22 protein-coding genes are annotated in these 24,574 nt (G+C 42.9%); 1 reads left to right on the top strand and 21 read right to left on the bottom strand.

What is annotated here, in order from left to right; translation table 11 throughout:
- Position 1: 1 nt before the first annotated feature.
- The 4 genes from DFR59_RS13620 to mce all read right to left on the bottom strand — a co-directional run bounded on the left by DFR59_RS13620 (position 2) and on the right by mce (position 3,935).
- On the bottom strand, positions 2 to 469 hold the full coding sequence (locus DFR59_RS13620; RefSeq protein ID WP_114746211.1) for a chemotaxis protein CheW: 468 nt from the start codon (positions 467 to 469) through the stop codon (positions 2 to 4).
- Positions 470 to 615: 146 nt separating this feature from the next.
- Complete coding sequence (locus tag DFR59_RS13615) at positions 616 to 1,737, bottom strand: tripeptidase T (protein WP_114746210.1); 1,122 nt, start codon at positions 1,735 to 1,737, stop codon at positions 616 to 618.
- Positions 1,738 to 1,968: 231 nt separating this feature from the next.
- On the bottom strand, positions 1,969 to 3,519 hold the full coding sequence (locus DFR59_RS13610) for an acyl-CoA carboxylase subunit beta (RefSeq protein WP_114746209.1): 1,551 nt from the start codon (positions 3,517 to 3,519) through the stop codon (positions 1,969 to 1,971).
- The gene (gene mce / locus DFR59_RS13605; protein ID WP_114746282.1) at positions 3,516 to 3,935 is read right to left on the bottom strand and encodes a methylmalonyl-CoA epimerase; all 420 of its coding nucleotides are present in this window, start codon (positions 3,933 to 3,935) and stop codon (positions 3,516 to 3,518) included. The genes DFR59_RS13610 and mce overlap by 4 nt, the downstream gene beginning before the upstream one ends.
- 190 nt (positions 3,936 to 4,125) lie before the next feature.
- Between mce and prli42 the strand changes: the two genes are divergently transcribed.
- The gene (gene prli42, locus DFR59_RS20095; RefSeq protein WP_158538390.1) at positions 4,126 to 4,221 is read left to right on the top strand and encodes a stressosome-associated protein Prli42; all 96 of its coding nucleotides are present in this window, start codon (positions 4,126 to 4,128) and stop codon (positions 4,219 to 4,221) included.
- Between the two features lie 36 nt (positions 4,222 to 4,257).
- On the opposite strand, the gene DFR59_RS13600 is transcribed toward prli42, so the two are convergent.
- The 17 genes from DFR59_RS13600 to DFR59_RS13520 all read right to left on the bottom strand — a co-directional run bounded on the left by DFR59_RS13600 (position 4,258) and on the right by DFR59_RS13520 (position 24,565).
- A complete protein-coding gene (locus DFR59_RS13600; RefSeq protein ID WP_114746208.1) occupies positions 4,258 to 4,764 on the bottom strand; it encodes a L,D-transpeptidase in 507 nt (168 codons plus the stop codon).
- 23 nt (positions 4,765 to 4,787) lie between these two features.
- The gene (locus DFR59_RS13595) at positions 4,788 to 5,777 is read right to left on the bottom strand and encodes an aromatic acid exporter family protein (RefSeq protein ID WP_114746207.1); all 990 of its coding nucleotides are present in this window, start codon (positions 5,775 to 5,777) and stop codon (positions 4,788 to 4,790) included.
- A gap of 85 nt (positions 5,778 to 5,862) precedes the next feature.
- Positions 5,863 to 6,585 carry an amino acid ABC transporter ATP-binding protein gene (locus DFR59_RS13590; RefSeq protein WP_114746206.1) on the bottom strand — a complete coding sequence of 241 codons (723 nt, stop codon included), beginning with the start codon at positions 6,583 to 6,585 and terminating at the stop codon, positions 5,863 to 5,865.
- Positions 6,578 to 7,237: an amino acid ABC transporter permease gene (locus tag DFR59_RS13585; RefSeq protein WP_114746205.1), complete on the bottom strand. Its 660-nt coding sequence runs from the start codon at positions 7,235 to 7,237 to the stop codon at positions 6,578 to 6,580. The genes DFR59_RS13590 and DFR59_RS13585 overlap by 8 nt, the downstream gene beginning before the upstream one ends.
- 93 nt (positions 7,238 to 7,330) lie before the next feature.
- Positions 7,331 to 8,104, bottom strand: a complete 774-nt coding sequence (locus tag DFR59_RS13580) for a transporter substrate-binding domain-containing protein (RefSeq protein WP_114746204.1) — start codon at positions 8,102 to 8,104, stop codon at positions 7,331 to 7,333.
- A gap of 249 nt (positions 8,105 to 8,353) precedes the next feature.
- Positions 8,354 to 8,791: a BrxA/BrxB family bacilliredoxin gene (locus tag DFR59_RS13575; protein WP_114746203.1), complete on the bottom strand. Its 438-nt coding sequence runs from the start codon at positions 8,789 to 8,791 to the stop codon at positions 8,354 to 8,356.
- Positions 8,792 to 8,989: 198 nt separating this feature from the next.
- Positions 8,990 to 10,018: a methylmalonyl Co-A mutase-associated GTPase MeaB gene (meaB, locus tag DFR59_RS13570; protein WP_114746202.1), complete on the bottom strand. Its 1,029-nt coding sequence runs from the start codon at positions 10,016 to 10,018 to the stop codon at positions 8,990 to 8,992.
- Positions 10,019 to 12,178, bottom strand: coding sequence for a methylmalonyl-CoA mutase (gene scpA, locus DFR59_RS13565; protein ID WP_114746201.1), 2,160 nt, complete (start codon positions 12,176 to 12,178; stop codon positions 10,019 to 10,021).
- Complete coding sequence (locus tag DFR59_RS13560; RefSeq protein ID WP_158538389.1) at positions 12,175 to 14,004, bottom strand: methylmalonyl-CoA mutase family protein; 1,830 nt, start codon at positions 14,002 to 14,004, stop codon at positions 12,175 to 12,177. Before DFR59_RS13560 ends, scpA begins: the two co-directional genes overlap by 4 nt.
- 157 nt (positions 14,005 to 14,161) lie before the next feature.
- On the bottom strand, positions 14,162 to 15,481 hold the full coding sequence (locus DFR59_RS13555) for a dihydrolipoamide acetyltransferase family protein (RefSeq protein WP_114746199.1): 1,320 nt from the start codon (positions 15,479 to 15,481) through the stop codon (positions 14,162 to 14,164).
- A 36-nt stretch (positions 15,482 to 15,517) separates the two neighbouring features.
- Positions 15,518 to 16,501: an alpha-ketoacid dehydrogenase subunit beta gene (locus DFR59_RS13550; protein WP_114746198.1), complete on the bottom strand. Its 984-nt coding sequence runs from the start codon at positions 16,499 to 16,501 to the stop codon at positions 15,518 to 15,520.
- A gap of 14 nt (positions 16,502 to 16,515) precedes the next feature.
- Positions 16,516 to 17,514 (bottom strand): thiamine pyrophosphate-dependent dehydrogenase E1 component subunit alpha, encoded by a 999-nt coding sequence (locus DFR59_RS13545; protein ID WP_114746197.1) that lies wholly within the window; start codon positions 17,512 to 17,514, stop codon positions 16,516 to 16,518.
- 123 nt (positions 17,515 to 17,637) lie between these two features.
- Positions 17,638 to 19,062, bottom strand: a complete 1,425-nt coding sequence (gene lpdA / locus DFR59_RS13540) for a dihydrolipoyl dehydrogenase (protein WP_114746196.1) — start codon at positions 19,060 to 19,062, stop codon at positions 17,638 to 17,640.
- A gap of 16 nt (positions 19,063 to 19,078) precedes the next feature.
- Positions 19,079 to 20,185, bottom strand: coding sequence for a butyrate kinase (gene buk, locus DFR59_RS13535; protein ID WP_114746195.1), 1,107 nt, complete (start codon positions 20,183 to 20,185; stop codon positions 19,079 to 19,081).
- Positions 20,186 to 20,343: 158 nt separating this feature from the next.
- The gene (bcd, locus tag DFR59_RS13530) at positions 20,344 to 21,441 is read right to left on the bottom strand and encodes a branched-chain amino acid dehydrogenase (RefSeq protein WP_114746194.1); all 1,098 of its coding nucleotides are present in this window, start codon (positions 21,439 to 21,441) and stop codon (positions 20,344 to 20,346) included.
- A gap of 20 nt (positions 21,442 to 21,461) precedes the next feature.
- Positions 21,462 to 22,364, bottom strand: a complete 903-nt coding sequence (yqiS, locus tag DFR59_RS13525; RefSeq protein WP_114746193.1) for a phosphate butyryltransferase — start codon at positions 22,362 to 22,364, stop codon at positions 21,462 to 21,464.
- A 128-nt stretch (positions 22,365 to 22,492) separates the two neighbouring features.
- On the bottom strand, positions 22,493 to 24,565 hold the full coding sequence (locus tag DFR59_RS13520) for a sigma-54 interaction domain-containing protein (RefSeq protein WP_114746281.1): 2,073 nt from the start codon (positions 24,563 to 24,565) through the stop codon (positions 22,493 to 22,495).
- Positions 24,566 to 24,574 lie beyond the last annotated feature (9 nt).

Here is a 24,574-nt window from a genome sequence, read left to right as displayed (position 1 = left end):
ATTAGGCCATTTCATAGTTTTCTACATATTCCTGTATAGCATCGATGTTTTCAAGGGATTCAACCAACAGATCTGGATCGATCATTGTAATGAGGCCCTTTTCTAAGTTTGCGACTCCTGAAAAGAATTTCGTTTTCTTGTAGCCCATCAAAGCTACTTTCTTTAACAATTCAGCAGGAATATCGATGATTTCTTTTGCTTCCCTTACGAAAAGACCAATTGAAAGTTTATCCGTTTTCAGGACAATCATGCGTGAGATTTCATTAAGATTCAACTGGCTTCCATAGAGCAATTCTTCTAAATCAATTGCCGGCAGCAGTTCATCACGGACTTTCACGATGCCTTTCACGAATGAAGGAAGCTGCGGGATTGGATTCGTTTCTGGAATTTTCTCGATGGAAATTACAAAGGATATTGGAATCCCGTAATCTTCTTCATTAATTTTAAAAACAACTGCTTTTTCACTCAAATCCTCTGCATCCCCTTTATGTTCATTTTCCTGTTATGTATAATTTATCATATTTTTCATGTTGATGGAGATAAAGTTCGTTTGAAAATAAGTTCATGAATAAAGGGGCTCCCACAGGGAGCCCCTTTCGTATGTTGAATTAAATATTACGCTTCTGCTACTTCCTTGACTACGGCTAATACCATTTCAGCTAATTTTGTCAATTCAGCCACAGGCATGCGTTCATTTGTTGTATGGATTTCTTCGTATCCTACAGCAAGGTTTACAGTTGGAACGCCGAATCCTGCAATGACGTTTGCGTCGCTTCCGCCGCCGCTTGTCAATAGTTTGCTTTCACGTCCAATTTTGGCAGCAGCTTTTTTCGCTACTTCCACTACATGGTCACCTTCTCCAAATTTGAAGCCAGGGTACATGACTTGAACATCCACTTCCGCTTTTCCGCCGAACTCTTCAGCAGTCTTTTCGAAAGCTTCCTTCATTTTTGCTACTTGCGCTTCCATCTTTTCAGGGACTAGAGAGCGTGCTTCCGCTAGGATATCCACTCGGTCGCATACGATGTTTGTTGCCTGTCCGCCTTCGAATCGGCCGATATTGGCAGTCGTCTCTTCGTCAATGCGTCCAAGAGGCATTTTAGAAATAGCCTTAGCTGCCAACGTAATGGCAGAAACGCCTTTTTCCGGTGCTACACCTGCGTGTGCAGTCTTCCCGAAGATGGATGCTTTTACTTTTGCTTGAGTCGGAGCAGCAACGATGATGTTTCCAACAGGCCCATCACTGTCAAGTGCGAAGCCAAACTTCGCCTTCACAAGGGAAGAATCCAATGCTTTCGCACCAACAAGACCAGACTCTTCTCCAACTGTGATGATGAATTGAATCGTACCATGCTCTACATTTTGTTCTTTCAAAGCACGGATCGCTTCAAACATGCTGGCAAGACCGGCTTTATCATCTGCACCAAGGATTGTAGTTCCGTCAGTCACCACGTAGCCATCTTTTACAGAAGGCTTGATTCCTTTGCCGGGAACAACTGTATCCATGTGGGAAGTGAAGTAGATGGTATCCACTCCTTCTTTCGTTCCTTTAAGGGTGCAAACAAGGTTACCTGCTCCATGGCCTGTCTGCTCCATAGTATCGTCTTCAAAAACTTCTACGCCAAGATCCTCAAATTTCTTTTTCAAAACTTTTGCGATTTCGCTTTCATTTTTAGTTTCTGAGTCAATTTGAACCAACTCTAGAAACTCATTCAATAAACGTTCTTCGTTAATCATAATCAAGGACCTCCAAATATGTATTCACATATTTAGTATATCGTGAAACGCTGGAGAGAACAAATAATTAGAAGAGCGGAAGCGCCCTGCTAAGCCCCGACCAGCATAAGACGGAGCTCGAAGGAAATCCTGATTTCCGTAGAGGTACGACTTATGACTCGAGGGGCTGGGCGCTGGAGCTGGACAAGTCTGATTACCTGTGTCTTGCAAAGATTCAAAAAAGAAACGTTCCTACAATGGGATATTGCCGTGCTTTTTCTTTGGACGCTCTTCCTTTTTATTCCTCATGATTTCGAGGGCCTGAATCAATTTTATCCTTGTTTCCCTCGGGTCGATTACATCATCCACCATTCCCCTGGATGCAGCTACATAAGGGTTTGCAAATTTCTCACGATATTCCTCAATCTTTTGATTGCGCAGCTCTTCCGGATTTTCGCTGTTTTGTATTTCCCGGGCAAAAATTATATTAGCGGCTCCCTGAGGCCCCATAACAGCTACTTCGGCATTCGGCCATGCATATACGAGATCCGCTCCAATTGATTTGCTGTTCAAGGCAACGTAGGCTCCCCCAAATGCTTTTCGGAGAATCACAGTGATTTTCGGGACTGTGGCTTCAGAATATGCATAAAGAATCTTCGCTCCATGCCTGATGATGCCTCCATGTTCCTGTTTGATTCCCGGGAAGAAGCCGGTGACATCTTCAAAGGTAATCAATGGAATATTGAAAGAATCACAGAATCGGATGAATCGGGATGCCTTGTCGGATGAATCGATATCAAGCCCTCCCGCCATAAACTTAGGCTGATTGCAGACGAGACCAACTACTTCTCCTTTGATCCGTGCAAAACCTACCACAATATTTTTCGCGAATTCTTCTTGCACCTCAAAGAAGGATCCTGTGTCCACAACCTGCTCAATCACTTTTCTTACATCGTACGGGCGGACGGCATCAAACGGGATGATGTCGGTCAGCTCCGGACGATAATGGTCCTCTTCATCATAAGAGGCTGCAGCCGGTCTTTCTTCATTATTTTGCGGAAGGTAGCCAATGAGAGTCCGGACTTTCTCGAGCACTTCCATCTCGGTCTTGGCCCTGAAATGGGCATTGCCGCTGATTGAGTTATGCACTTTTGATCCTCCGAGATCTTCCGATGAGATTTTCTCTCCTGTTACTGTCTCAATGACTTTCGGTCCTGTAATGAACATTTGGCTTGTGTCATCCACCATGAATACAAAATCGGTGATGGCCGGCGAATAGACTGCTCCACCTGCACACGGTCCCATGATGACAGAAATCTGAGGAATGACCCCTGAATAAATGGCGTTTCGATAAAATATATGGCCGTATCCATCCAATGAAACGACGCCTTCCTGGATGCGTGCCCCGCCTGAATCATTCAAACCGATGAACGGAGCTCCATTTTTAGCGGCAAGATCCATGACATTAGCAATTTTCTTTGCATGCATTTCTCCCAAGGCACCGCCAAAAACCGTGAAGTCCTGTGAAAAAAGGTATATCGGCCTGCCGTTCACTTTTCCATATCCGGTCACTACCCCGTCCCCCGGGCCTTCCATCTGATCAAGTCCAAAATCATTGCAGCGATGTTGAATAAAAGGATTCAATTCAACAAATGTGCCTTCATCCACCAATAGGTCAATGCGTTCTCTGGCCGTCAACTTTCCCTTTTCATGCTGCTTCTCTATCTTTTCATCTCCGCCGCCTAGTTCTACTTTTCGGCGCATATCATATAATTCATTGATTTTTTCGTAGATATCTGTCATTTCCCTTCTCCTCCCGCCTGATTTTTCTCGCAAAGTTCGTAAAGGACGCCCATTCCTGACTTCGGATGCAGGAATGCCACTTCTGCCCCGCCGGCTCCAACCTTTGGCTCATCTTGTATAAGCCGTATTCCCTTTTCTTTCAATTCTTCCATTCTCTCTTTTATGGATTCAACTCCAAGGGCAACATGATGGATGCCTTCACCCTTTTTGTCAATAAATTTCCAAACTGCACTATTTTCACTTGTTGGTTCAAGCAACTCGAGTTTTGTATTACCGCAGTCAATGAATGCCACTTTGACTGACTCGGATGGCACCTCTTCGATTTTGAGGCATTGCAGTCCTAAGATTTCCGTATAAAAGGATAATGAATCTTCAATAGAACGAACCGCAATTCCGATATGGTCTACTTTTTTGATCATCTGTCTTCCTCCTTGCTGAGTTAAATAGACAAAACATTAATTATATTCGCTAAATGTTTTCTAAATTCCTGCTTTATTCGACACTTTTCGGAAGCGTTTTCAAATTTCATTATCATTCACTGCTTGTCAGATCTTTCTTCACTAGCTAAAATAATAAGCAACAGCCTTCTTTAAAGGAGAGAAAATGATGAGAAATAAAACATTTCAAAAAGTGATCGTTTATTTGATGCTGCTCGCAATGATTGCTTCAACAATTATTTTCGGATTGGCGATGGTTCTATAAAAGCAAAACCCGGTTCCGTACAGGATCCGGGTTTTTTTAGTGTATTGCTCCATTTTCCTTCGCTATTTGATCGAAGCTTTTGGAGGAATTGACGATATTCACTTTTGTTCCAAGCGGCACCTTGTCATATAATTCTTCGACGGCTGCTTTCGGCAGGCGAACGCAGCCATTTGAAATATACATTCCTATGGACGACGGCTGGTTTGTACCATGCAGTCCATAAATCCTTCCATCCGTCCCCATGGCATCAAATCCTATCCATCGTGTGCCAAGGGGGTTTTTTGGGTCGCCGCCCGGAATATTTTTACGGCGATAATAAGGGTCTTTTGCTTTTACCGTCACCGTGAAAAGTCCCTCCGGTGTGAGATCATTCGTTTTGCCGGTAGCTATTTTTGTTTTTAGCTGCTGCCGGCCTTCATAATAAAAAGCCAATTGATTTATCCTTTTGTTTACAATGATAAAAGGATCACCTTGAATGGGGTTCCGTCCAATTGGCCAAATAGGAGAGCCGATAAGCAAGATGCAGACTAGAAGGATCTTCAAAAAGACTCACCACACTTTTTTCCTTAGTGTGCATTTTGTCCAGTCTTCTGATTCATCTTTTTCCCTTTTATGCCTTTAAATGAACTTTTAATGAGCAAATACTGCTCCATTTCCCTCACAAATTGAAAAAGCGCCGCTCGGACTTCAAATTCGCTTCGCGTTTTAGGAAGCTCCATCCCTTCGAAATGAAGTTTCATATCATATAATTTTTTCAAATATAAAAATGCTGTGTTTCCCGGGTGGATATTATTACTTACTTCTTCAAGGAAATCGGCAACAATTTTGGACTGCTCTACATTCATTTCAAGGGAAGTAATAATGGGCAGGACCCGCTCAATGATTTCAAATTGCTTCTCTCTCATTTTAAAATAGTGGTAGTATGAATCTTCGCTTTTCAAAACATGATTTTGAAGATCACGTACGGCGAGTCCTTTTGCTTCTTCGAGCATCCGGGCAGTTTCGGTAATTTCTTTGCCGTCCCATTCGCTTTTATGCATGCGCAAATAAGAGATGATTTCTGTAAAGATTGAATGAAAGTTCTCTTCTATTTTTTCAAGAAGGGAAAGCAGCCTGTTTTCCATGCTCGGCATATATAAATTCATAACAAGGGCAATCCCGATGCCGATAAGGATGATGCAAAATTCATTGAAAATTGAGTGGACGGTCACCTGGCCGGCAGAATAAATATGAAGGATGATGACGATGCTTGTGACAATCCCTTCTTTCGCTTTCAGCATAACAGTAGTAGGGATGAATACGAGAAGCAGCAATCCGATCACAAACGGATAATAGCCTATTGCTTCAAAAAACACTGATGAAAAAATCATTGCAAGTACACAGGCCAAAAATCTGGTCCATGCAGCCTTGATGGACTGCCTTTTTGTGACTTGGATGCACAGAACTGTGATGATTCCGGCTGAAACGAAATTATGCAGATCGAACCACTGAGCAAGCATGATGGCCAGCACAGTTCCGATTGCTGTTTTAATGGTCCTATAGCCAATACGAAACATGAACCTGCTCCTCGCTTTATATACAATTCAAATTCTCAAAAAAGAAAAGATGATCAGCTGATCATCTTTTCTAAGGATAATATGTTTACAGTACTTTTTGCAAGAAATCTTGAGCACGCTTGGAAGATGGATTTGAGAAGAATACTTGCGGGTCTTCATCCTCTACAAGCTGGCCATCGTCCAAAAATAATACACGGTCTGCCACTTCTTTTGCAAATCCCATTTCATGCGTGACAATAATCATGGTCATTCCTGTATGAGCCAGTGATTTCATAACGTCAAGCACTTCTTTCACCATCTCTGGATCGAGTGCTGAGGTTGGTTCATCAAATAGCATAATTTTAGGATTCATAGCGAGGGCCCTTGCGATAGCCACACGCTGCTTCTGGCCGCCTGACAATCTGTTTGGATATTCATCAGCTTTTTCAACAAGTCCCACTTTAGAAAGGAGCTCTTTCCCAAGCTCTTCTGCCTCCGACTTAGTCAACCCCTTCACTTTTATTGGGGCATAAGTGATGTTCTCGAGGACTGTCATATGAGGGAAAAGGTGAAAGTGCTGGAACACCATGCCTATTTCTTTTCTGAATGCTTGTATATCCACTTTTTTTCCGGTGATAGAATGATTGTCTATCAAAATGTCACCTGCTGTTGGAGTTTCAAGCAGATTCAAGGAGCGGAGGAAAGTGGATTTCCCAGATCCGGAAGGTCCGATGACAACAACAACCTCCCCTGGATCAATCGAAACGCTGATATCTTTCAATACTTCATTTTTCCCAAACATTTTGGATAATCCGTTCACATTAATCACTGACTCTCATTCTCCTTTCGACTGCCTTGCCTAAGACCGTTAGGATAATGACAAGCAGATAATATACAAGCCCTGCGAATAATAGCGGTTCAAAGAAAGAATATAAATCGCTTCCAACCATATAAGATCTTCTCATGACATCTGTTACGCCGATGACGGTTACAATGGCGGATTCTTTCGTAAGTGTGATGAATTCATTCATTAGTGCAGGCAGGATATTTTTCAATGCCTGAGGAAGAATGATGTCTTTCATCATTTGTTTATACGATATTCCCAGAGCGGCTGCCGCTTCCTGCTGTCCTTTGTCGACTGCCTGAATTCCTGCACGGATGATTTCTGAGATATAGGCAGCAGAGTTCATGGCAAATGCAGAGACCGCTGCAGTATATGGATCGATTTGAGTTCCGAAAATCTGTGGTGAACCATAGAAGATGATCATCAATTGAAGTACGAGCGGCGTACCCCTGAATATTGAAGTATACACATCCGCTATGATGCCCAGCACTTTCAGTTTACTGATTTTAAATAATGCCAAAATGATGCCGAATAAAAATCCTATGACCCCTGCCAGCAGGACGATTTTTAATGTGACGCCAATTCCTTTTAATATAAATGGCACCGAAGGGATTAACTGCTGAAAATCCAGTCCCATTGTACACCATCCTTTCTCCTGCAAAAATGCATGCAGGCTGCGATTAAATAGATGAGACGTTCAAACTGATGCCTGAACGTCTCTTGAATTTTATTATTTTGAATCTGCTCCGAACCATTTGATGATTAATTTATCCAGTTCGCCGCTGTCTTTCATTTCATTTAATGCCTTATTGAATTTAGGAGTCAAGTCGCTATTTTTAGGAAAAGCGATGGCAGACCCTGCTTCATCATCACTTGTTTTGATATTAAAACCTTGCAGCTCCTGATGCTTCTTAAGGAATCCCTGTGCTACTGTATCTTCAATGATTGCTGCCTGGAACCTTCCATTCTGTACATCCTGGACAAGTTCAGGGATGCGGTTTCTTGTTTCAATATCAAATGCTGTATTTTTTTGCAGTTCCTTTGCAGCGTCTTCTTGGATTGAGCCCAATTGAACCCCTATTTTCCCGCCTTTTAAATCTTCTACACTCTTGATATTGCTATCCTTTTTCGTCACGATCATATCGTTTGCTTTATAGTAGACATCACTGAAGTCAACATTTTTCTTTCGTTTAGGAGTAGGTGTCATCCCGGCCAATACAAGGTCAGCCTGTTTTGTTTTCAAAGCTGTGATCAAACCGCTGAAATCTTTATCTTCAACTTTGATTTTGTAGCCGAGTTTTTTGCCCAATGCCTTAGCAAGATCAACGTCAAAACCTACGATCTCATCACTGTTCGCTGTATCGACATATTCAAATGGCGGGTAGTCGGCTGATGTCGCCATCACCAAAGTTTTTTTGTCTGCTGCAGACTCATCTTTATCGCATGCAGCCAACGCTGAAATAACTAGTAAACTGGCAATAATTGCAGATGCTATTTTTTTCATACTTTTCTCCTCCTGTGGTTTGTATATAAATTCAAAAATTAGTATAATAATTAACCTATTTGCATTTTAACACGATTAAATATTTATGCAACATTTTTAATAAATATTTATATACAGGAGGATAAAGTTCTAAAATTCTGAAAATAAATGTGATTAATACACGAGGTTTCAGTGCTTTCTAATGGGAATTGTAAAATTAAAAAACCGGCCAAGGGAACCCTGGCCGGTTTATTCAATCAGAAGAAGGAATTACATTTCTTCACAATATTGATCAAAGTATGATTGAAGCTTGTTAACGACAGACATTGGATCATGTCCTTCAATCTCATGCCGTTCTACCATCGTACATAATTTCCCATCTTTTAAGATAGCGAAAGATGGAGAGGATGGCGGATATTCAGTAAAATAGCTTCTTGCTTTTGCAGTAGCTTCTTTATCTTGACCTGCAAAGACAGTCACTAAGTGATCTGGGCGATTATCATAATGGATGGCGTGGGCAGCTGCTGGTCTTGCAATTCCCCCGGCACAGCCGCAGACAGAGTTGATCATGACCAATGTAGTTCCTTTATTGGCAAAGGCTGCTTCCACTTCTTCAGCAGTCTTCAATTGTTCGTAGCCGGCTGCTTCTATTTCCTGGCGGGCCTGTCTTACTACATCATTCATAAATAAGTTAAAATCCATGCTCATTTTATTCTCTCCTTCTTGATCGACTGCCCCAAAAAAAGAACAGTCTTCATCATTACTATCATTATATTCGATTTCAGCTAATTTTTATAGTAATTGGGTTTATAAAGGAATTTGAGGGGTAGAATAATAGTACATCTAGATCCATACCCCTAAAACTCCCTAGATGTCTCGGATAGCGGAATAACGCTATCCCTTTTTTTATGAATTTTTATTATATACATCAAAAAGGTGTTCGAGCGCGCTTGATACGGTTCTTTCTTCTTTCGTTACTTGTTCAAGGATGGACGGTAAAGCTTTCTTTATCCTTTCGTCCTGAAAGAATTCCTGCGCAAGTCGGTCATGGATGGAAGAATAAAGCCATTCCTTTGCCTGCGAATGCCGTCTTTCCATAAAGATCCCTGTTTTCTTCGTATTCTCCATAAATGAATCGATGATATCCCAAATTTCTTCTATCCCCGTATAATGTAGTGCCGAACAGGTATAAGCCCGTGTGGTCCATCCCTTCGTCGCCGGCTGCAGGAAGTGCAGGATTTGATTATATTCAGACTTGGTTTTTTGTGCGGGCTTTATATTCCCGCCATCTGCTTTATTCACAATAATGGCATCTGCAAGCTCCATGATCCCTTTTTTCATACCTTGTAATTCGTCGCCTGCCCCCGTCAGAACAAGAAGCATAAAGAAGTCTACCATGCCCCTCACAATTACTTCGCTCTGACCCACTCCGACGGTTTCCACTAAGATGACATCATAGCCTGCAGCTTCACATGCAGCAATTGATTCTCTTGTTTTCCGATGCACCCCGCCGAGGGTCCCGCCGGAAGGGGAAGGGCGGACAAATGCACGTGGATGCCTTACAAGCTTTTCCATCCTTGTTTTGTCGCCAAGAATGCTCCCCCCGGTCATGGTAGAGCTTGGATCCACTGCGAGCACCGCTACCCTATGGCCCATGTCACAGAGCATTGTACCAAACGATTCGATGAACGTGCTTTTTCCCGCCCCCGGCACCCCGGTGATCCCGATACGGACTGATTTCCCTGTATGGGGAAGCAGCTGTTTTAACATTGTCTGGCTAAGGGATTGATGCTCGGAAGAATTGCTTTCAATCAATGTTATCGCTTTGGCCAAAGATGTCCTTTCTTTCGCCAGGACTCCATTAACAAGCGCATTCACATCAATAGTCAAACCGCTCTTTTTTTTGAATCGAGGACGCTTTTGGCTTTCTTCCATTTATTCCATCACTTCCTCATAGCCCAATCTCCGATAAATTTCTTCGATCACTTTTTGTGCAGCAGGAGGAATGACTGTTCCTGGTCCAAAAATGGCTGCTGCTCCCTGCTCATATAAATAAGCATAATCTTGAGGAGGGATGACTCCTCCGATTACGACAAGAATGTCATCTCTACCTAGTTTTTTCAGCTCTCCTACCAACTGTGGAAGCAATGTTTTATGTCCTGCTGCAAGTGAACTGACCCCAATGACATGTACATCATTTTCGACTGCCTGCATAGCCGTTTCAGCAGGGGTCTGGAACAATGGACCAATATCCACATCAAATCCTAAATCAGCGAATGCGGTAGCAATGACTTTTGCTCCCCGATCATGTCCGTCCTGACCCATTTTGGCAATCATGATCCTTGGTCTTCTTCCTTCGTTTTCCAGGAATTCCTCAGTCAATTGACGGACAGATTCAATTTCTTCCTCGTTCGTGAAAGTATTGCTGTATACACCGCTAATCGAGCGGATGACCGCTTTATGGCGTCCACATGCATTTTCAACAGCATCTGAAATTTCCCCAAGCGTCGCTCTCGCTCTTGCCGCTTCGACCGCAAGTTCCAATAAATTCCCTTCACCGTTTTTGGCAGCTTCACTTAATGCAGCCAGTGTCCCGGCGACTGCTTTTTCATCTCTTTCAGATTTCAGCAGCTGCAATCGCTGAATTTGTTTTTGACGTACAGCCGTATTATCAATATCAAGCGTTTCAATCGGATCTTCTTTATCCAGGCGGAATTTATTGACGCCAATGATGGACTCTTTGCCGGAATCGATCATTGCCTGCCGCTTAGCAGCCGCCTCTTCAATCCTCATCTTTGGAAGTCCGGTTTCAATTGCTTTTGTCATCCCGCCGAGCTGTTCAATCTCCTCGATATGTGCCCATGCTTTTTCCATCAATTCATGAGTAAGGGCTTCTACATAGTAGGATCCTCCCCATGGATCGATTACATTGGTGATTCCTGTTTCTTCTTGCAGATATAACTGTGTATTTCGTGCAATTCGTGCCGAAAAGTCTGTTGGAAGTGCGATGGCTTCATCAAGTGCATTCGTATGGAGCGATTGAGTATGCCCCATAGCAGCAGCGTGTGCTTCAATTAATGTTCGGGTCACATTATTGAATGGATCCTGTTCAGTCAAACTCCAGCCGGATGTCTGGGAATGTGTGCGAAGAGCCAGTGACTTGGCATTCTCCGGAGAAAACTCCTGGATCATCTTTGCCCAAATCCTTCTGGCAGCCCTCAGCTTTGCGACTTCCATGAAATAATTCATGCCGATTGCCCAGAAGAAAGAAAGCCTCGGAGCAAAAGAATCAATATTTATGCCTGCAGACAGGCCTGTCCTTACATATTCCAATCCATCTGCCAATGTGTAGGCCAATTCGATGTCCGCAGTGGCGCCAGCCTCCTGCATATGATAGCCCGAGATGCTTATACTGTTGAATTTCGGCATATGTTTGGATGTATACTCAAAAATGTCGGCAATGATCTTCATCGACATTTCAGGAGGGTAGATATACGTATTCCTTACCATATATTCTTTTAAAATATCATTTTGAATCGTTCCAGCGAGCTTTTCCTTTTCGACTCCCTGTTCTTCCGCTGTGACGATATAAAATGCCATGATTGGCAGTACAGCACCATTCATTGTCATCGAAACAGACATTTGATCAAGCGGGATCCCATCGAATAAAATCTTCATATCCAGAATGGAATCGATGGCAACGCCTGCTTTCCCTACATCCCCTTCTACCCTGGGGTGATCGGAGTCATAGCCCCTATGTGTGGCTAAGTCGAACGCTACCGATAAACCCTTTTGGCCCATTGCAAGGTTTCTTCTATAGAAGGCATTGCTCTCTTCTGCTGTTGAAAATCCTGCATACTGCCTTACTGTCCAAGGGCGGTTCACATACATCGTAGGATAGGGGCCTCTCGTGAATGGAGCAAGACCTGGTAAATCTTCCAGATGTTCAGCACTATTGATATCCGATTCGACATATCGTGATTTGATAGTGATATTTTCATTGGTTCCATACTTGATAACATCATTTTCATGTAATGGTTGTTGCGTCCCATACGTTGAAAATGGGTTTATTTGTTTAAAAGAAGGCTTACTCATGCTTCTTCAGCTCCTTCCCAAATCAATAACAGTGATTGCAGTTTTTCAACCAGGTTCTGCTTTAAGTAAATTGAGCCATTCAATCCATTACTTTTTAGAATGGATTCATCATCCTCAGAAGGCTTCCCTGCAATATCCACAACTGCATTTGGTGCATGTGCCCTCAAGACTTCTAACGTTTCCTGCGCCATCTCCCCATAACCTTCTTCTGTGCCGCAGATGACATAGTAATCGAGTGGATTCTGCATAATGAAAGCTTCGATATCTTCAGCAGTGTGGCAAGGACCGCTTAGAATGACATCAATGCCGCCTGCTGCCAGGCATCCTGACGCAAAGTCGGCCCGTGCTTTATGAGCCTTCAATGTTTGGAGGCAAATCAAGCCGGCTAAAGGCTTCTTGCCATTTAATTCAGCTTTTTTGGCTTTACTCCTTAATTTTTCAAACGCAGTGGAGAGCCTGAACGGAAGGATCCGTTCGACCCTTGCATAGTCATCCATATCAAATGCCCCTTCTTCTGAACCGAGGCAGTCATCCCAAACGGAATCTGACAAGTTGGCATATATATTTGTCCCAATCATGGCATTCTTTCGTACAGCTGCATCCCATTCCCGTTTACCGGCGATTTCAGAAATGCCCTTTTGAATGGTCCCGGAAAGAAGGGCTTCTATAATCCCTCCCCTGTCATCCAATTCTACAAAGAAGTCCCAGGCTTTACGTCCCATTTCGGAAGTCAGGTTTTCAATGAAATACGATCCGGCACTTGGATCATGCACCTTGGAAAGGTGGGCTTCTTCTTTCAAAATCAGCTGCATGCTGCGTGCTGATCTTTCAGAAAATACACTTCTTTCTTCAAAGGTTTCATTGAATGAAGAAAGATGAAGATAGTCTACACCGCCGACCACCGCAGCAAATCCCTCAGTTCCTGTCCTGAGCATATTGACATATGGATCCAATGCTGACTTGGTCATGAGGGAATCTTCAGCGCTGATAACCGCCTCCATTTCTTCCATGACTCCATATTCTCTTAAAATAGCCTTCCACAGATGCTTAAATGCCCTTAATTTAGCTATCTCCAAGAAGAATTGGCTTCCTATGGAAAAATGAAAGACCATGTGCTCTACGGCTTCATGGATGCCCCAGCCATTCTCTTTTACAATCTCCAGGTATTCCACTGCTTCTGATAATGCGTAAGCAATTTCTTGTACAGCACTTGCTCCGGCATTTTGATAAATGGACGTATTGATTTCAATCGTCCTTAATTTAGATCCGGAATTTTTCAATGTGGTAATCTGATTAAGCCAATCTTTAAAAGCTGCAGATTCCTTATTGATCAATTTTCCATTTTGCAGTCCATGCGTAAAAAGATCAAATGCTAAAACCCCATTAAAGTCAGGTTTTTCTGTAAAAAAGTGATGTATTTTTTTCACAGTTTCATGATCATTGATATACAGGGTTTGATTCTTTTCAAAAACTGCCTGCAGGAATTGTTCCATCTCTTCTGGTGAGGTTTTGATTCCTTTTAATGAAAATGATATGCAGTCCTGTCCCCTTGACAATGCATTGCTGATTTTTTCTTCTAATTCTTTCAGGGAGCTGGCTGTCACTTCTTGTGCGATGTACCAGTCGTTGTTCTTCTTAGCTGAAGGCAGTACGGCTGAATCAGGTCTGTCTTCTTTTGTATATAAGGGTTTGATTTCGATATCTTCATAGGTTTTTGTGCAGAGATCTTCGATGGATTTTCCTTTGAGTGTTTTTTCTGCAAGTGATTCCCATTCACTTAGTTCTCTGAGCTTAAAGGATTGAGATTTCATTTGATCGATGCTCAATTCCTTTCCCCCTTTCATGCGTTGAAATCGTTTACATTTTTATTTAAAAAAATTCTAAATCTTTATTATTTTTTACTATTTTAGTATATAAAAAAACGAGTGATTTAACAATAAACATTCAAAAGGCTGATCCCTTGGGATCAGCCTTTTCATTTTATTAATAGATGGATGTGCTTTGTTTGGATGTGTTTTCGATGATTTCTTTTACGCGCTGCAGGAATCTGCCGCAGATTAATCCGTCAAGAACACGGTGGTCAAGGGACATGCACAAGTTGACCATATCTCTTACTGCAATCATGCCATTATCCATCACGACAGGGCGTTTAACGATGGACTCCACCTGCAGGATTGCTGCCTGAGGGTAATTGATGATACCCATGGATTGAACAGAACCGAAGGAACCAGTGTTATTGACTGTGAATGTTCCTCCTTGCATATCATCTGATTTCAATTTGCCTGTACGGACTTTATTGGCAAGTTCAGTGATTTCTCTTGCAATGCCTTTAATTGTCTTCTCATCAGCATTTTTAATCACTGGTACGAACAATGCATCATCTGTCGCAACTGCAATTGAAATATTGACATCTTTCTTCTGGATGATTTTATCTCCAGCCCACATAGAGTTGATCTGAGGGAATTCTTTCAATGCTTGGGCAACTGCCTTTACGAAGAACGCAAAGAAAGTAAGATTGAAGCCTTCACGCTGCTTGAATTCACCTTTAATCTCATTCCTGTATGCAACCAGATTTGTCGCATCCACTTCCATCATTGTCCAAGCGTGCGGTGCCTCATGCTTGCTTCTGAGCATATTGGCTGCAATCGCTTTACGGACGCCTGTAACCGGAATTTCGATATCCCCTGCTGCCACAGGTACAGATGGAGCAGGTGCTGCTTGTGCTTTTGGAGCAGCTGCTGGAGCTTCTTGAGCAGGTGCTTTTTCCGGAGCAGCTTCTACTGGTTTAGATGGTGCATCTCCAGCTTTCGGAATGTTGCCGGAATCAATCAGCTTCATTAGATCTTTTCGAGTGATTCTTCCTTCTTTTCCTGTTCCTTCTACTTGATTCAAATCAATATCATGTTCTTGTGAAATCTTTAGGACAGCTGGAGAATACCGCGCTTTGCTGCCAGGCTCTCTCTTAACAGGAGCTGCTGAAGGTTTTTTGTCCTTCGCAGGCTCGGTTTTTTCCATTTTTTCAGCAGGCTTATCTTCTGAAGATGCTTCTTCAGTGCTGCCGCCTTCTGTTTCGATGGAACAGATGAATTCCCCTACTTCCAGAGTATCCCCTTCTTGACCGATCAGTTCTTTAATCACACCTGAAAAGGAAGATGGGACTTCCGCATTTACTTTATCCGTTTGAACTTCTGCAATGGGATCGTATTTATTGACTGTATCACCAGGTGCTACAAGCCATTTACTAATTGTACCTTCAGTTACACTTTCCCCTAACTGAGGCATTTTCATTTTTTCTACTGCCACTGAAGAAACCTCCTTTGAATCTTAAGTTGTTATCGATTAATACTCTGCTAATTCACGCATCGCTTTTTCAACTTTATCTGGGTTGATCATGAAGTACTTTTCCATAGTAGGTGCATAAGGCATCGCTGGTACATCCGGCCCTGCAAGTCGCATGATAGGAGCATCCAGATCAAATAGACAGTTTTCAGAAATGATGGCAGAAACTTCACTGATAATGCTGCCTTCTTTGTTATCTTCTGTAACTAATAGGACTTTTCCTGTTTTAGAAGCAGCTTCGATGATTGCTTCTTTATCCAATGGATAGATTGTACGAAGGTCAAGGATATGAGCTTCAATGCCATCCTCAGCAAGTCTTTCTGCAGCTTGAAGTGCGAAATGCACACTTAAGCCATAAGTGATGACTGTTATGTCTTCGCCTTCTCTTTTTACATCTGCTTTCCCGATTGGAAGTACATAGTCATCCTCAGGAACTTCTCCCTTGATTAAGCGGTATGCACGCTTATGCTCGAAGAATAATACAGGATCCTCATCACGGATGGCTGCTTTAAGCAGGCCTTTTACATCATAAGGTGTAGAAGGCATGACAATTTTCAACCCTGGCTGGTTTGCAAAAACTGCTTCTACTGATTGAGAATGGTAAAGAGCACCGTGGACTCCGCCTCCATAAGGGGCACGGATGACCATTGGACAGCTCCAATCATTGTTTGAGCGGTATCTGATGCGAGCCGCTTCTGAAATGATTTGGTTTACTGCAGGCATGATGAAATCAGCAAACTGCATTTCAGCAATCGGACGCATTCCATACATGGCTGCTCCGATTCCTACACCTGCAATAGCAGATTCAGCAAGAGGTGTATCAATGACACGCTCTTCGCCGAATTGATCATAAAGACCATGAGTCGCTTTAAAAACGCCTCCCTTTTTACCTACGTCTTCACCTAATACGAATACTTTTTCATCGCGTTCCATTTCTTCACGGATCGCCATTGTAACGGCATCAATATAAGAAATTACTGGCATCGTTTTCTTCCCCCTTATTTCTCTTCTGCATAAACGTATTTTAATGCTGTTTCCGGATCTGCATAAGGAGCATTTTCAGCATAATCTGTTGCTTCGTTGACTTCTTTCATCACTCGGTCGTTGATTTCTTTTTCAATTTCGTCAGTCATGACGCCTGTCTCTTTCAAGTAAGCTCCAAATGTAATGATTGGATCGAGTGTTTTTGCTTTCGCCACTTCATCTGGTGAGCGGTATGAACGATCATCGTCATCAGAGGAGTGAGGAGTCAATCGGTAAGAAACCGTTTCAACTAATGTTGGACCTTCGCCTCTGCGGCCGCGGTCTGCAGCTTCTTTGACAGCTTTGTATACTTCAAGCGGGTCGTTTCCATCTACAGTCACACCAGGCATACCATAGCCGATGGCGCGGTCAGATACATTTTCACAAGCCAATTGCTTCTCGATTGGAACAGAGATGGCATATTTATTGTTTTCACACATAAAGATAACCGGAAGTTTATGTACACCAGCAAAGTTGGCACCTTCATGGAAATCTCCCTGGTTGGAAGAGCCTTCACCGAATGTAACGAAGGTTACGAGGTCTTTCTTTTCCATTTTCCCAGCCAATGCAATTCCCACAGCATGTGGAACTTGTGTTGTAACAGGGGATGAACCTGTGACAATGCGGTTTTTCTTCTGTCCGAAATGTCCTGGCATTTGACGTCCGCCGGAGTTTGGATCTTCAGCTTTTGCAAAGCCGGATAGCATCAATTCTTTTGCTGTCATGCCAAATCTGAGCACAACACCCATGTCGCGGTAATAAGGAAGTACGTAGTCTTTTTCACGATCAAGTGCAAATGCCGCTCCAATCTGTGCAGCCTCCTGGCCTTGGCATGAGATTACGAAAGGAATTTTTCCAGAACGGTTTAACAGCCACATGCGTTCATCAATACGGCGGGCCATCAGCATTGTTTCATACATTTCTAAAACATTTTCATCTGTCAAACCTAGAGCTTTATGACGATTTTCTGCCATTTAAAAGAACCTCCTAAAATATATTTAATAAAGGAGAAGATCAGGAGCTGAAGCAAACTAATTCAGTCCTAATAACCCTGATCTTTCCCTATTCAGTTATCAAATTCAAATGACCATTCACTTTTAAGAATGAATTGCTTTTCCATCTACTGCCAGTGCAGCTTCCCCGATTGCTTCGCTCAATGTCGGATGCGGATGGATTGTATTTGCTACCTCCCAAGGGGTTGCATCAAGAACACGTGCAAGACCAGCTTCAGAGATCATATCGGTTACGTGCGGTCCAATCATGTGAACTCCTAAGATATCATTTGTATCTTTATCGGCAACGATTTTGACGAATCCGTCAGATTCTCCAAATACAAGCGCTTTTCCAATTGCACGGAATGAGAACTTTCCTGTCTTGACATTGAAGCCTTTATCTTTTGCTTCCTGTTCAGTATATCCGACACTCCCTACCTCCGGATTGCTGTAAATACATTTCGATACCATTGTGTAATCCATTGGATGAGGATTTTCATTGGCAATATGCTCTACTGCAGTGATTCCTTCATGTGAAGCAACATGTGCCAGCTGAAGGCCGCCGATCACATCCCCGATCGCATAGATGTGGCTTTCTTTTGTTTGGAAATAGTTATTGACTTTAACGAAGCCTTTTTCAATGACGATATCCGTATTTTCAATCCCGATATTTTCTGTATTGGCTTGACGGCCGACAGAAACAAGGATCTTTTCAGCAGTAAAGGTTTTTTGATCGCCTTTAATTTCTGCACTGATGGATACTTCTCCCTCTCCCTTATTAAGGGTTTCAGGAAGGACTTTCGCTCCAGTGGTGATTTTAACACCTTTTTTCTTCATTAAGCGCTGCATTTCTTTAGAAATCTCGTGATCTTCTGTCGGGATGATTCTGTCAGCATATTCTACTACAGTTACCTCTACTCCGAAGTCAGTCAGCATGGATGCCCACTCGATTCCAATGACACCGCCGCCGACAATGATGATTGATTTTGGCAGCTGTTCCAATTGAAGAGCTTCATCTGAGGAAAGAACAAACTCTCCGTCAATATCAAGCCCCGGCAAGGAACGTGGACGTGATCCTGTTGCAACGATCACATTTTTCGGTATGAGCATTTCGTTTTCAGTTCCATCATTCATTTCAACAGAAATGGTGCCTGGCATAGGCGAGAAAATTGATGGCCCTAAAATGCGTCCAGTCCCTTCAAACACATCGATCTTTCCTTGTTTCATCAAATGCTGTACGCCTTTATGAAGCTGATCGATAATACTGTTCTTGCGTTCTTGGACACGAGGGAAATTTACAGAAACCTCCGGGATGACAACCCCGAATTCTTCCCCGCGTTTAGCTGTATGGAAAACTTCTGCACTTCTCAAAAGGGCTTTACTTGGAATGCACCCCTTATGCAGACATGTTCCACCCAGTTTGCTCTTTTCAACGACAGCCGTTTTCAAGCCAAGCTGAGAAGCACGGATTGCAGCTACGTAGCCGCCTGTTCCTCCGCCAAGGATGACCAAATCATATTCTTGAGCCATTTGTATTGCCTCCTATTTAAACAATTGTCTTATCTTTAACACTACCAGGATACATTTTCACTTCTTCTTCACCTTGAAGGACCCTCAATGCACCTTCTGCAAGTGCCTGGAGCTCATTTTCACCAGGATGGATGATAACGTCAGCAATCCAATTGATTTTGCGGGAGATCTCTGCCACAAAGTCTTTTCCATATGCTAATCCGCCTGTCAAAATGATGGCATCTACTTTTCCGTCCAGGACTGCACTTGCTGATCCGATTTCTTTTGCAATCTGATAGGCCATGGCATCATAGATGTGCTTTGCCTTTTGATCGCCATCAGCAATCATTTTCTCCACCTGCACCGCATCATTTGTGCCTAAGTATCCAACAAGTCCGCCTTGTCCTACAAGCTTTTTCATGATTTCATCACGATAATATTCACCTGAAAAGCAAAGGTCGATCAAGTCACCTGCAGGAACAGTCCCGGCACGCTCAGGGCTGAAGGGGCCGTCGCCTGTTAATCCATTATTGACATCTATGACTTTTCCATTCTTATGAACGCCTACTGTAATCCCGCCTCCCATATGGGTGACAATCAAATTAAGCTCTTCATAGCGCTTCCCTATTTGCTTAGCCACTCTTCTGGCAACGGCTTTTTGATTGAGCGCATGGAAGATGCTCTTTCTCTCAATCAAGGAGAATCCTGATATTCTTGCAAGCGGCTCCAATTCATCGACTACGACCGGATCAACGATAAACGATGGAATATTTAGGCCGGAAGCAATTTCAAAGGCAATGATCCCCCCGAGATTAGAAGCATGCTGGCCGGAAAAGCCGATGCGCAGATCTTCAAGCATGGCTTCGTTGACCGCATAAGTTCCCCCTTCAATTGGGCGGAGCAGGCCTCCCCTTCCGCATACGGCACTCAGTTTAGAGATGTTGATGCCTTCTTCGTCAAGTGTCTCTAAAATCATTTCTTTTCGGAATTCATATTGATCGATGATATTCTCAAAAGAATTTATTTTATCTGCATCATGACGAATGGTTTTCTCCAAAATATCCTTTTCATTATCGAAAACGCCGATTTTCGTTGAAGTCGATCCAGGGTTGATGACGAGTATTCGATATTCTTTCTCTTGCACGTTTGTAACCTCCAATTAAATGTGTGGGTTTCTTCATTAAATTAAACAGTTCATGAAAATTCACACTATTCATCCAAATGGGAGAAACGCCTCGCTTCATGGAAGCCAAGCGTTTCTAAACCATCTATTCAAATTCAGCAAGCGATAAAGAAAGTCCTTTACACGCGTTGGTTAAGAATATGTTTGCTGTTCAATAGGAATTGGCTGCGGGAATTTTTCATAGTTTGAATTCTTTCTTCAGCCATACGATCCGCAGCAACATAAGAAGGAATATTGTCACGTTTAGCAATTTCAAAAACTTTTTCTACATTATTGTAGATTTGTTCTACACGCTTCATTGCTCTTTCTGCATTGTATCCGTATAATTCATCGGCTACATTGATAACACCGCCGGCATTGATGACATAATCCGGAGTGTAGACGATGCCCATTTCGTGGATCGTATCGCCATGGCGAGTTTCTTTCAGCTGATTGTTAGCTGCACCAGCGATGACTTTAGCTTTGATTACAGGGATTGTATCATCGTTGATGACTGCACCAAGGGCACATGGAGCAAAGATATCACAATCAACACTGTAGATTTCATTTGGATCTACTGCCTTTGCACCGAATTCTTCCACTGCTCTTTGAACAGCTTCTTTATTGATATCAGTAACAATCAAGTTTGCGCCTTCTTCATGAAGATGACGGCAAAGGTTGAATGCTACGTTTCCAACACCTTGTACTGCAATTGTCTTGCCTTCAAGGGAATCTGTACCGAAAGCTTCTTTTGCTGCCGCTTTCATTCCGCGGTATACTCCGAATGCCGTTACAGGAGATGGGTTGCCGGAAGAACCGAATGCCGGTGAAATCCCTGTAACAAAGTTTGTTTCTTCATGGATTAAATCCATATCTGCCACAGTTGTACCTACATCTTCTGCTGTGATATAGCGTCCGTTCAATCCTTGGATAAAGCGTCCGAATGCACGGAACATCGCTTCATTTTTATCTTTGCGAGGGTCGCCGATGATAACTGTCTTTCCTCCGCCAAGATTCAATCCTGCTGCTGCATTTTTATAAGTCATTCCTTTTGCAAGGCGCAATGCATCTTCAATTGCTGCTTCCTCGGACTCGTATGTCCACATGCGAGTACCGCCCAATGCAGGTCCAAGCGTTGTGTCATGGATAGCGATGATTGCTTTTAATCCGGATTGTTCATCTTGGCAAAATACCAATTGCTCATAGTCATATGTTGTCATGTAGTCAAAAATTTTCATTATAATTTCCTCCTCAGATATTATCCTAATGAACAGATTGCCAGCGCTAATGAATTCAGCTTGCTTTCTGCACTGTCAGATCTTGAAGTTAATACGATTGGGGCTTTAGCACCTGCGATAACTGCACCAACTTTTGCATTGGCAAAATAAATCAGTGATTTATATAGGACATTTCCCGTTTCTATATTAGGCACGAGTAGAATGTCTGCTTGTCCAGCAGCATGACTGTGAATGCCTTTATGTTCTGCAGCCTCAATGGAAACTGCATTATCTAATGCCAATGGTCCGTCTACTATACAATTCTTGATTTGCCCGCGGGCATTCATCTGTGTAAGAGCGGCTGCATCCAATGTGGCTTCCATGACAGGATTGATTACCTCAACAGCTGCAAGTGGTGCAACCTTCGGCATATCCACTCCGATGGAAGAGGCAATGGAAACTGAATTTTGAATGATTTGAGCTTTTTGATTCAAGTCTGGTGCAATATTCATCGCTGCATCCGTCACAAAAATCAAGCGGTCATAGCCGGGGACTTCGAAAGCGGCTACATGCGAAAGCACATTGCCGGTCCTCAAGCCATACTCCTTATTCAAAACAGCTTTTAAGATGACAGCTGTTGGAACGTTTCCTTTCATCAGCACATCAGCTTCTCCATTATGTACGGATCTTACTGCAAGCTCACATGCTTTTGAAGCTGTTTCAGCTTGGATGATGGAAACCTGGGCATCCTCTGCCAGCTGTGGCGCAGTCTCTTTAATGACTGCTTTAATTTTGTCTTGATTGCCAAACAAAAGAAATTTGGCCATGTTTTTTTCTGCCGCAGCCGCAACAGCTTCGATTACTTCTTTGTCTTCGGCAGCTGCAACAGCTATTGCTGCTTTATTCATTTGGGTTGCTTTTTCAATGAGTGAGTGTAAATTCATATTGTCTGCCTCAACCCCTTCATTTATTCTTACATTATCCATTATGCAAGAACCGTGCCAAAATAAAAACATTGAAAACGCTTTATTTTATTTTATTTTTGTATGCAACTTTTTTCATAGTATGCAAATTATTGCATGTCATCAGTTGCAATCTTATATTTATCCAGCTTGTAATAAAGATTCCTGATAGAGACATCCAATTGTTTGGCTGCTGCTGTTTTATTCCCATTATTTTGCCGGAGTATATTTTCTATATGTTCCTTTTCAAATCGTTCAACTAATTCCGCAAGGCTTATCCCTTCCGGAGCCACCATTATCCCCGTTGATTTCTTCTCCTGAGCGTCAGTGCCTTGGTCTAATATTTCAAGATGCTCTGAACTGATTATCTTATCAGTGTAATTCATGAAAATAATGGCCCTTCCAAGAATATTCTCCAGCTCTCTAACATTCCCTGGCCATTCATATGCCATTAGTTTGTTCAATGCACCACTCGTCATACCTTCCACGTTTCTGCCATAATCCTGATTGATTTTGTAAATCAATCTTTCGCTCAAGCTTTGGATATCTTCTTTCCGTGTCCTGAGCGGTGGAATCTGGATCGGCATCCGGTTGAGCCGATAATATAGATCCTCCCGGAAAGTCCCATCCGCTATTGCTTTTTCCAAATTGACGTTGGTCGCGGCAATGATCCGTACATTAATCGGAATGGACTTTGTGCCACCAACCCTGACAATTTCATGCTCCTGCAGGACCCTTAATAGCTTCGCTTGGGTATTGACGCTCAGTTCACCGATTTCATCAAGAAAAATACTGCCGTTATTGGCCTCTTCAAAGAGTCCTCGCTTCCCTCCACGCTTCGCTCCTGAAAAGGCCCCTTCTTCATAGCCGAACAGTTCACTCTCGAGAAGCGACTCAGAAATGGCCGCGCAGTTCACTCTTATGAATTTGTTATACTTCCGGTCGCTGGCATTATGGATGGCGTGAGCAAACAGCTCTTTTCCCGTCCCCGATTCTCCCCTGAGCAGTATCGTCGCAGGCGTCTTCGCTCCAAGCTTGGCCTGTTCTATAGCCAGCATCATTTCTTCCGAGCTGCCAATTATATCTTCAAATGTATATTTTGCTTCCAATGTCCTGATAATCTGTCTTGCCCGATCCAATTCATTGGTCAATGACTGGATTTCAGAAACATCATGGATAACACCGACGCTTCCTTTTAATTTTCCATTCACGATTATTGGAGCAACGTTGACAATCACTTCTTTTTTCATTGGGCCAACGCGCATCTTCACGCCTCTGACTGCCCTTCTTGTCTGCAGGACTTTCAAATGCATACTTTCACCCTCTGAGATATCTGCAGTGGCCGGCTGTCCGATCACCCTCTCCTGCGTAAGTCCGGTAATGCGGGTATAGGCGGGATTGATCAATATACCCCGGCCGTCTTCATCCACAACAGATATCGCATCATCACTGGATTGAATGATGGCTTCAAGCATCGTCTGAATTTCTTTAAGATTTGTTATCTCTTCTGCCAGGTTCACCACTTCTGAAATATCCTTAAAGACAGAAATGGCGCCAAACAATTGCTGGTTTTCTCCGATTAGCGGGATCCTCGTGGTGATGATCTTCATCCCGTTATGCAGAACCAGCTCCTGATTCGTTTCAATCCTTCTTGTTTCAATAACCCGCGGAAGCTTACTGCCGGGAATGACGTCATGAATGTTCTTTCCAAGAGCAAAATTCCGGGAAGCACCTACCATACGTTCAGCACTGCGATTAAAAAGTATCACCTTGCCTGACGGATCAATGACGACCATGCCGTCATCTGCAGAATCAAAAATTAAATTATGAAAGTACGATTGATTCGTCAATTTAGAAATCAGTTCTTCTTTTTCATCTAAGAGCGTGGACATTAAAAATGCGACGCTTCCCGGTATCAATACTGCTTCAGGGTGCCTCGCCTCTCGAAGCTGTCTGAATACTTCATCGCTGCCGGTTACTTCAATTATGATATCCACCGACTCATCCAAATGGTTTTTCCAATCTTCGTCAACAGGTATTCCCTCTTCTATGGCAAAAGCAATACCCGGTGCTGATTGATTCGGGTCGATAACTGCAGTGACTTTCATGGCAGTGGATTCTCTCAAAAGCTTTAAAATAGCCAGCCCACCTTTTCCTCCACCAACCACAAGAACATTTTGCAAAATTTTTCC

Source organism: Falsibacillus pallidus, from assembly GCF_003350505.1.
Lineage (GTDB): Bacteria > Bacillota > Bacilli > Bacillales > DSM-25281 > Falsibacillus > Falsibacillus pallidus.
The sequence above is the reverse complement of the archived record's forward strand: the minus strand, read 5'-3'. Positions and strand labels throughout refer to the sequence as shown.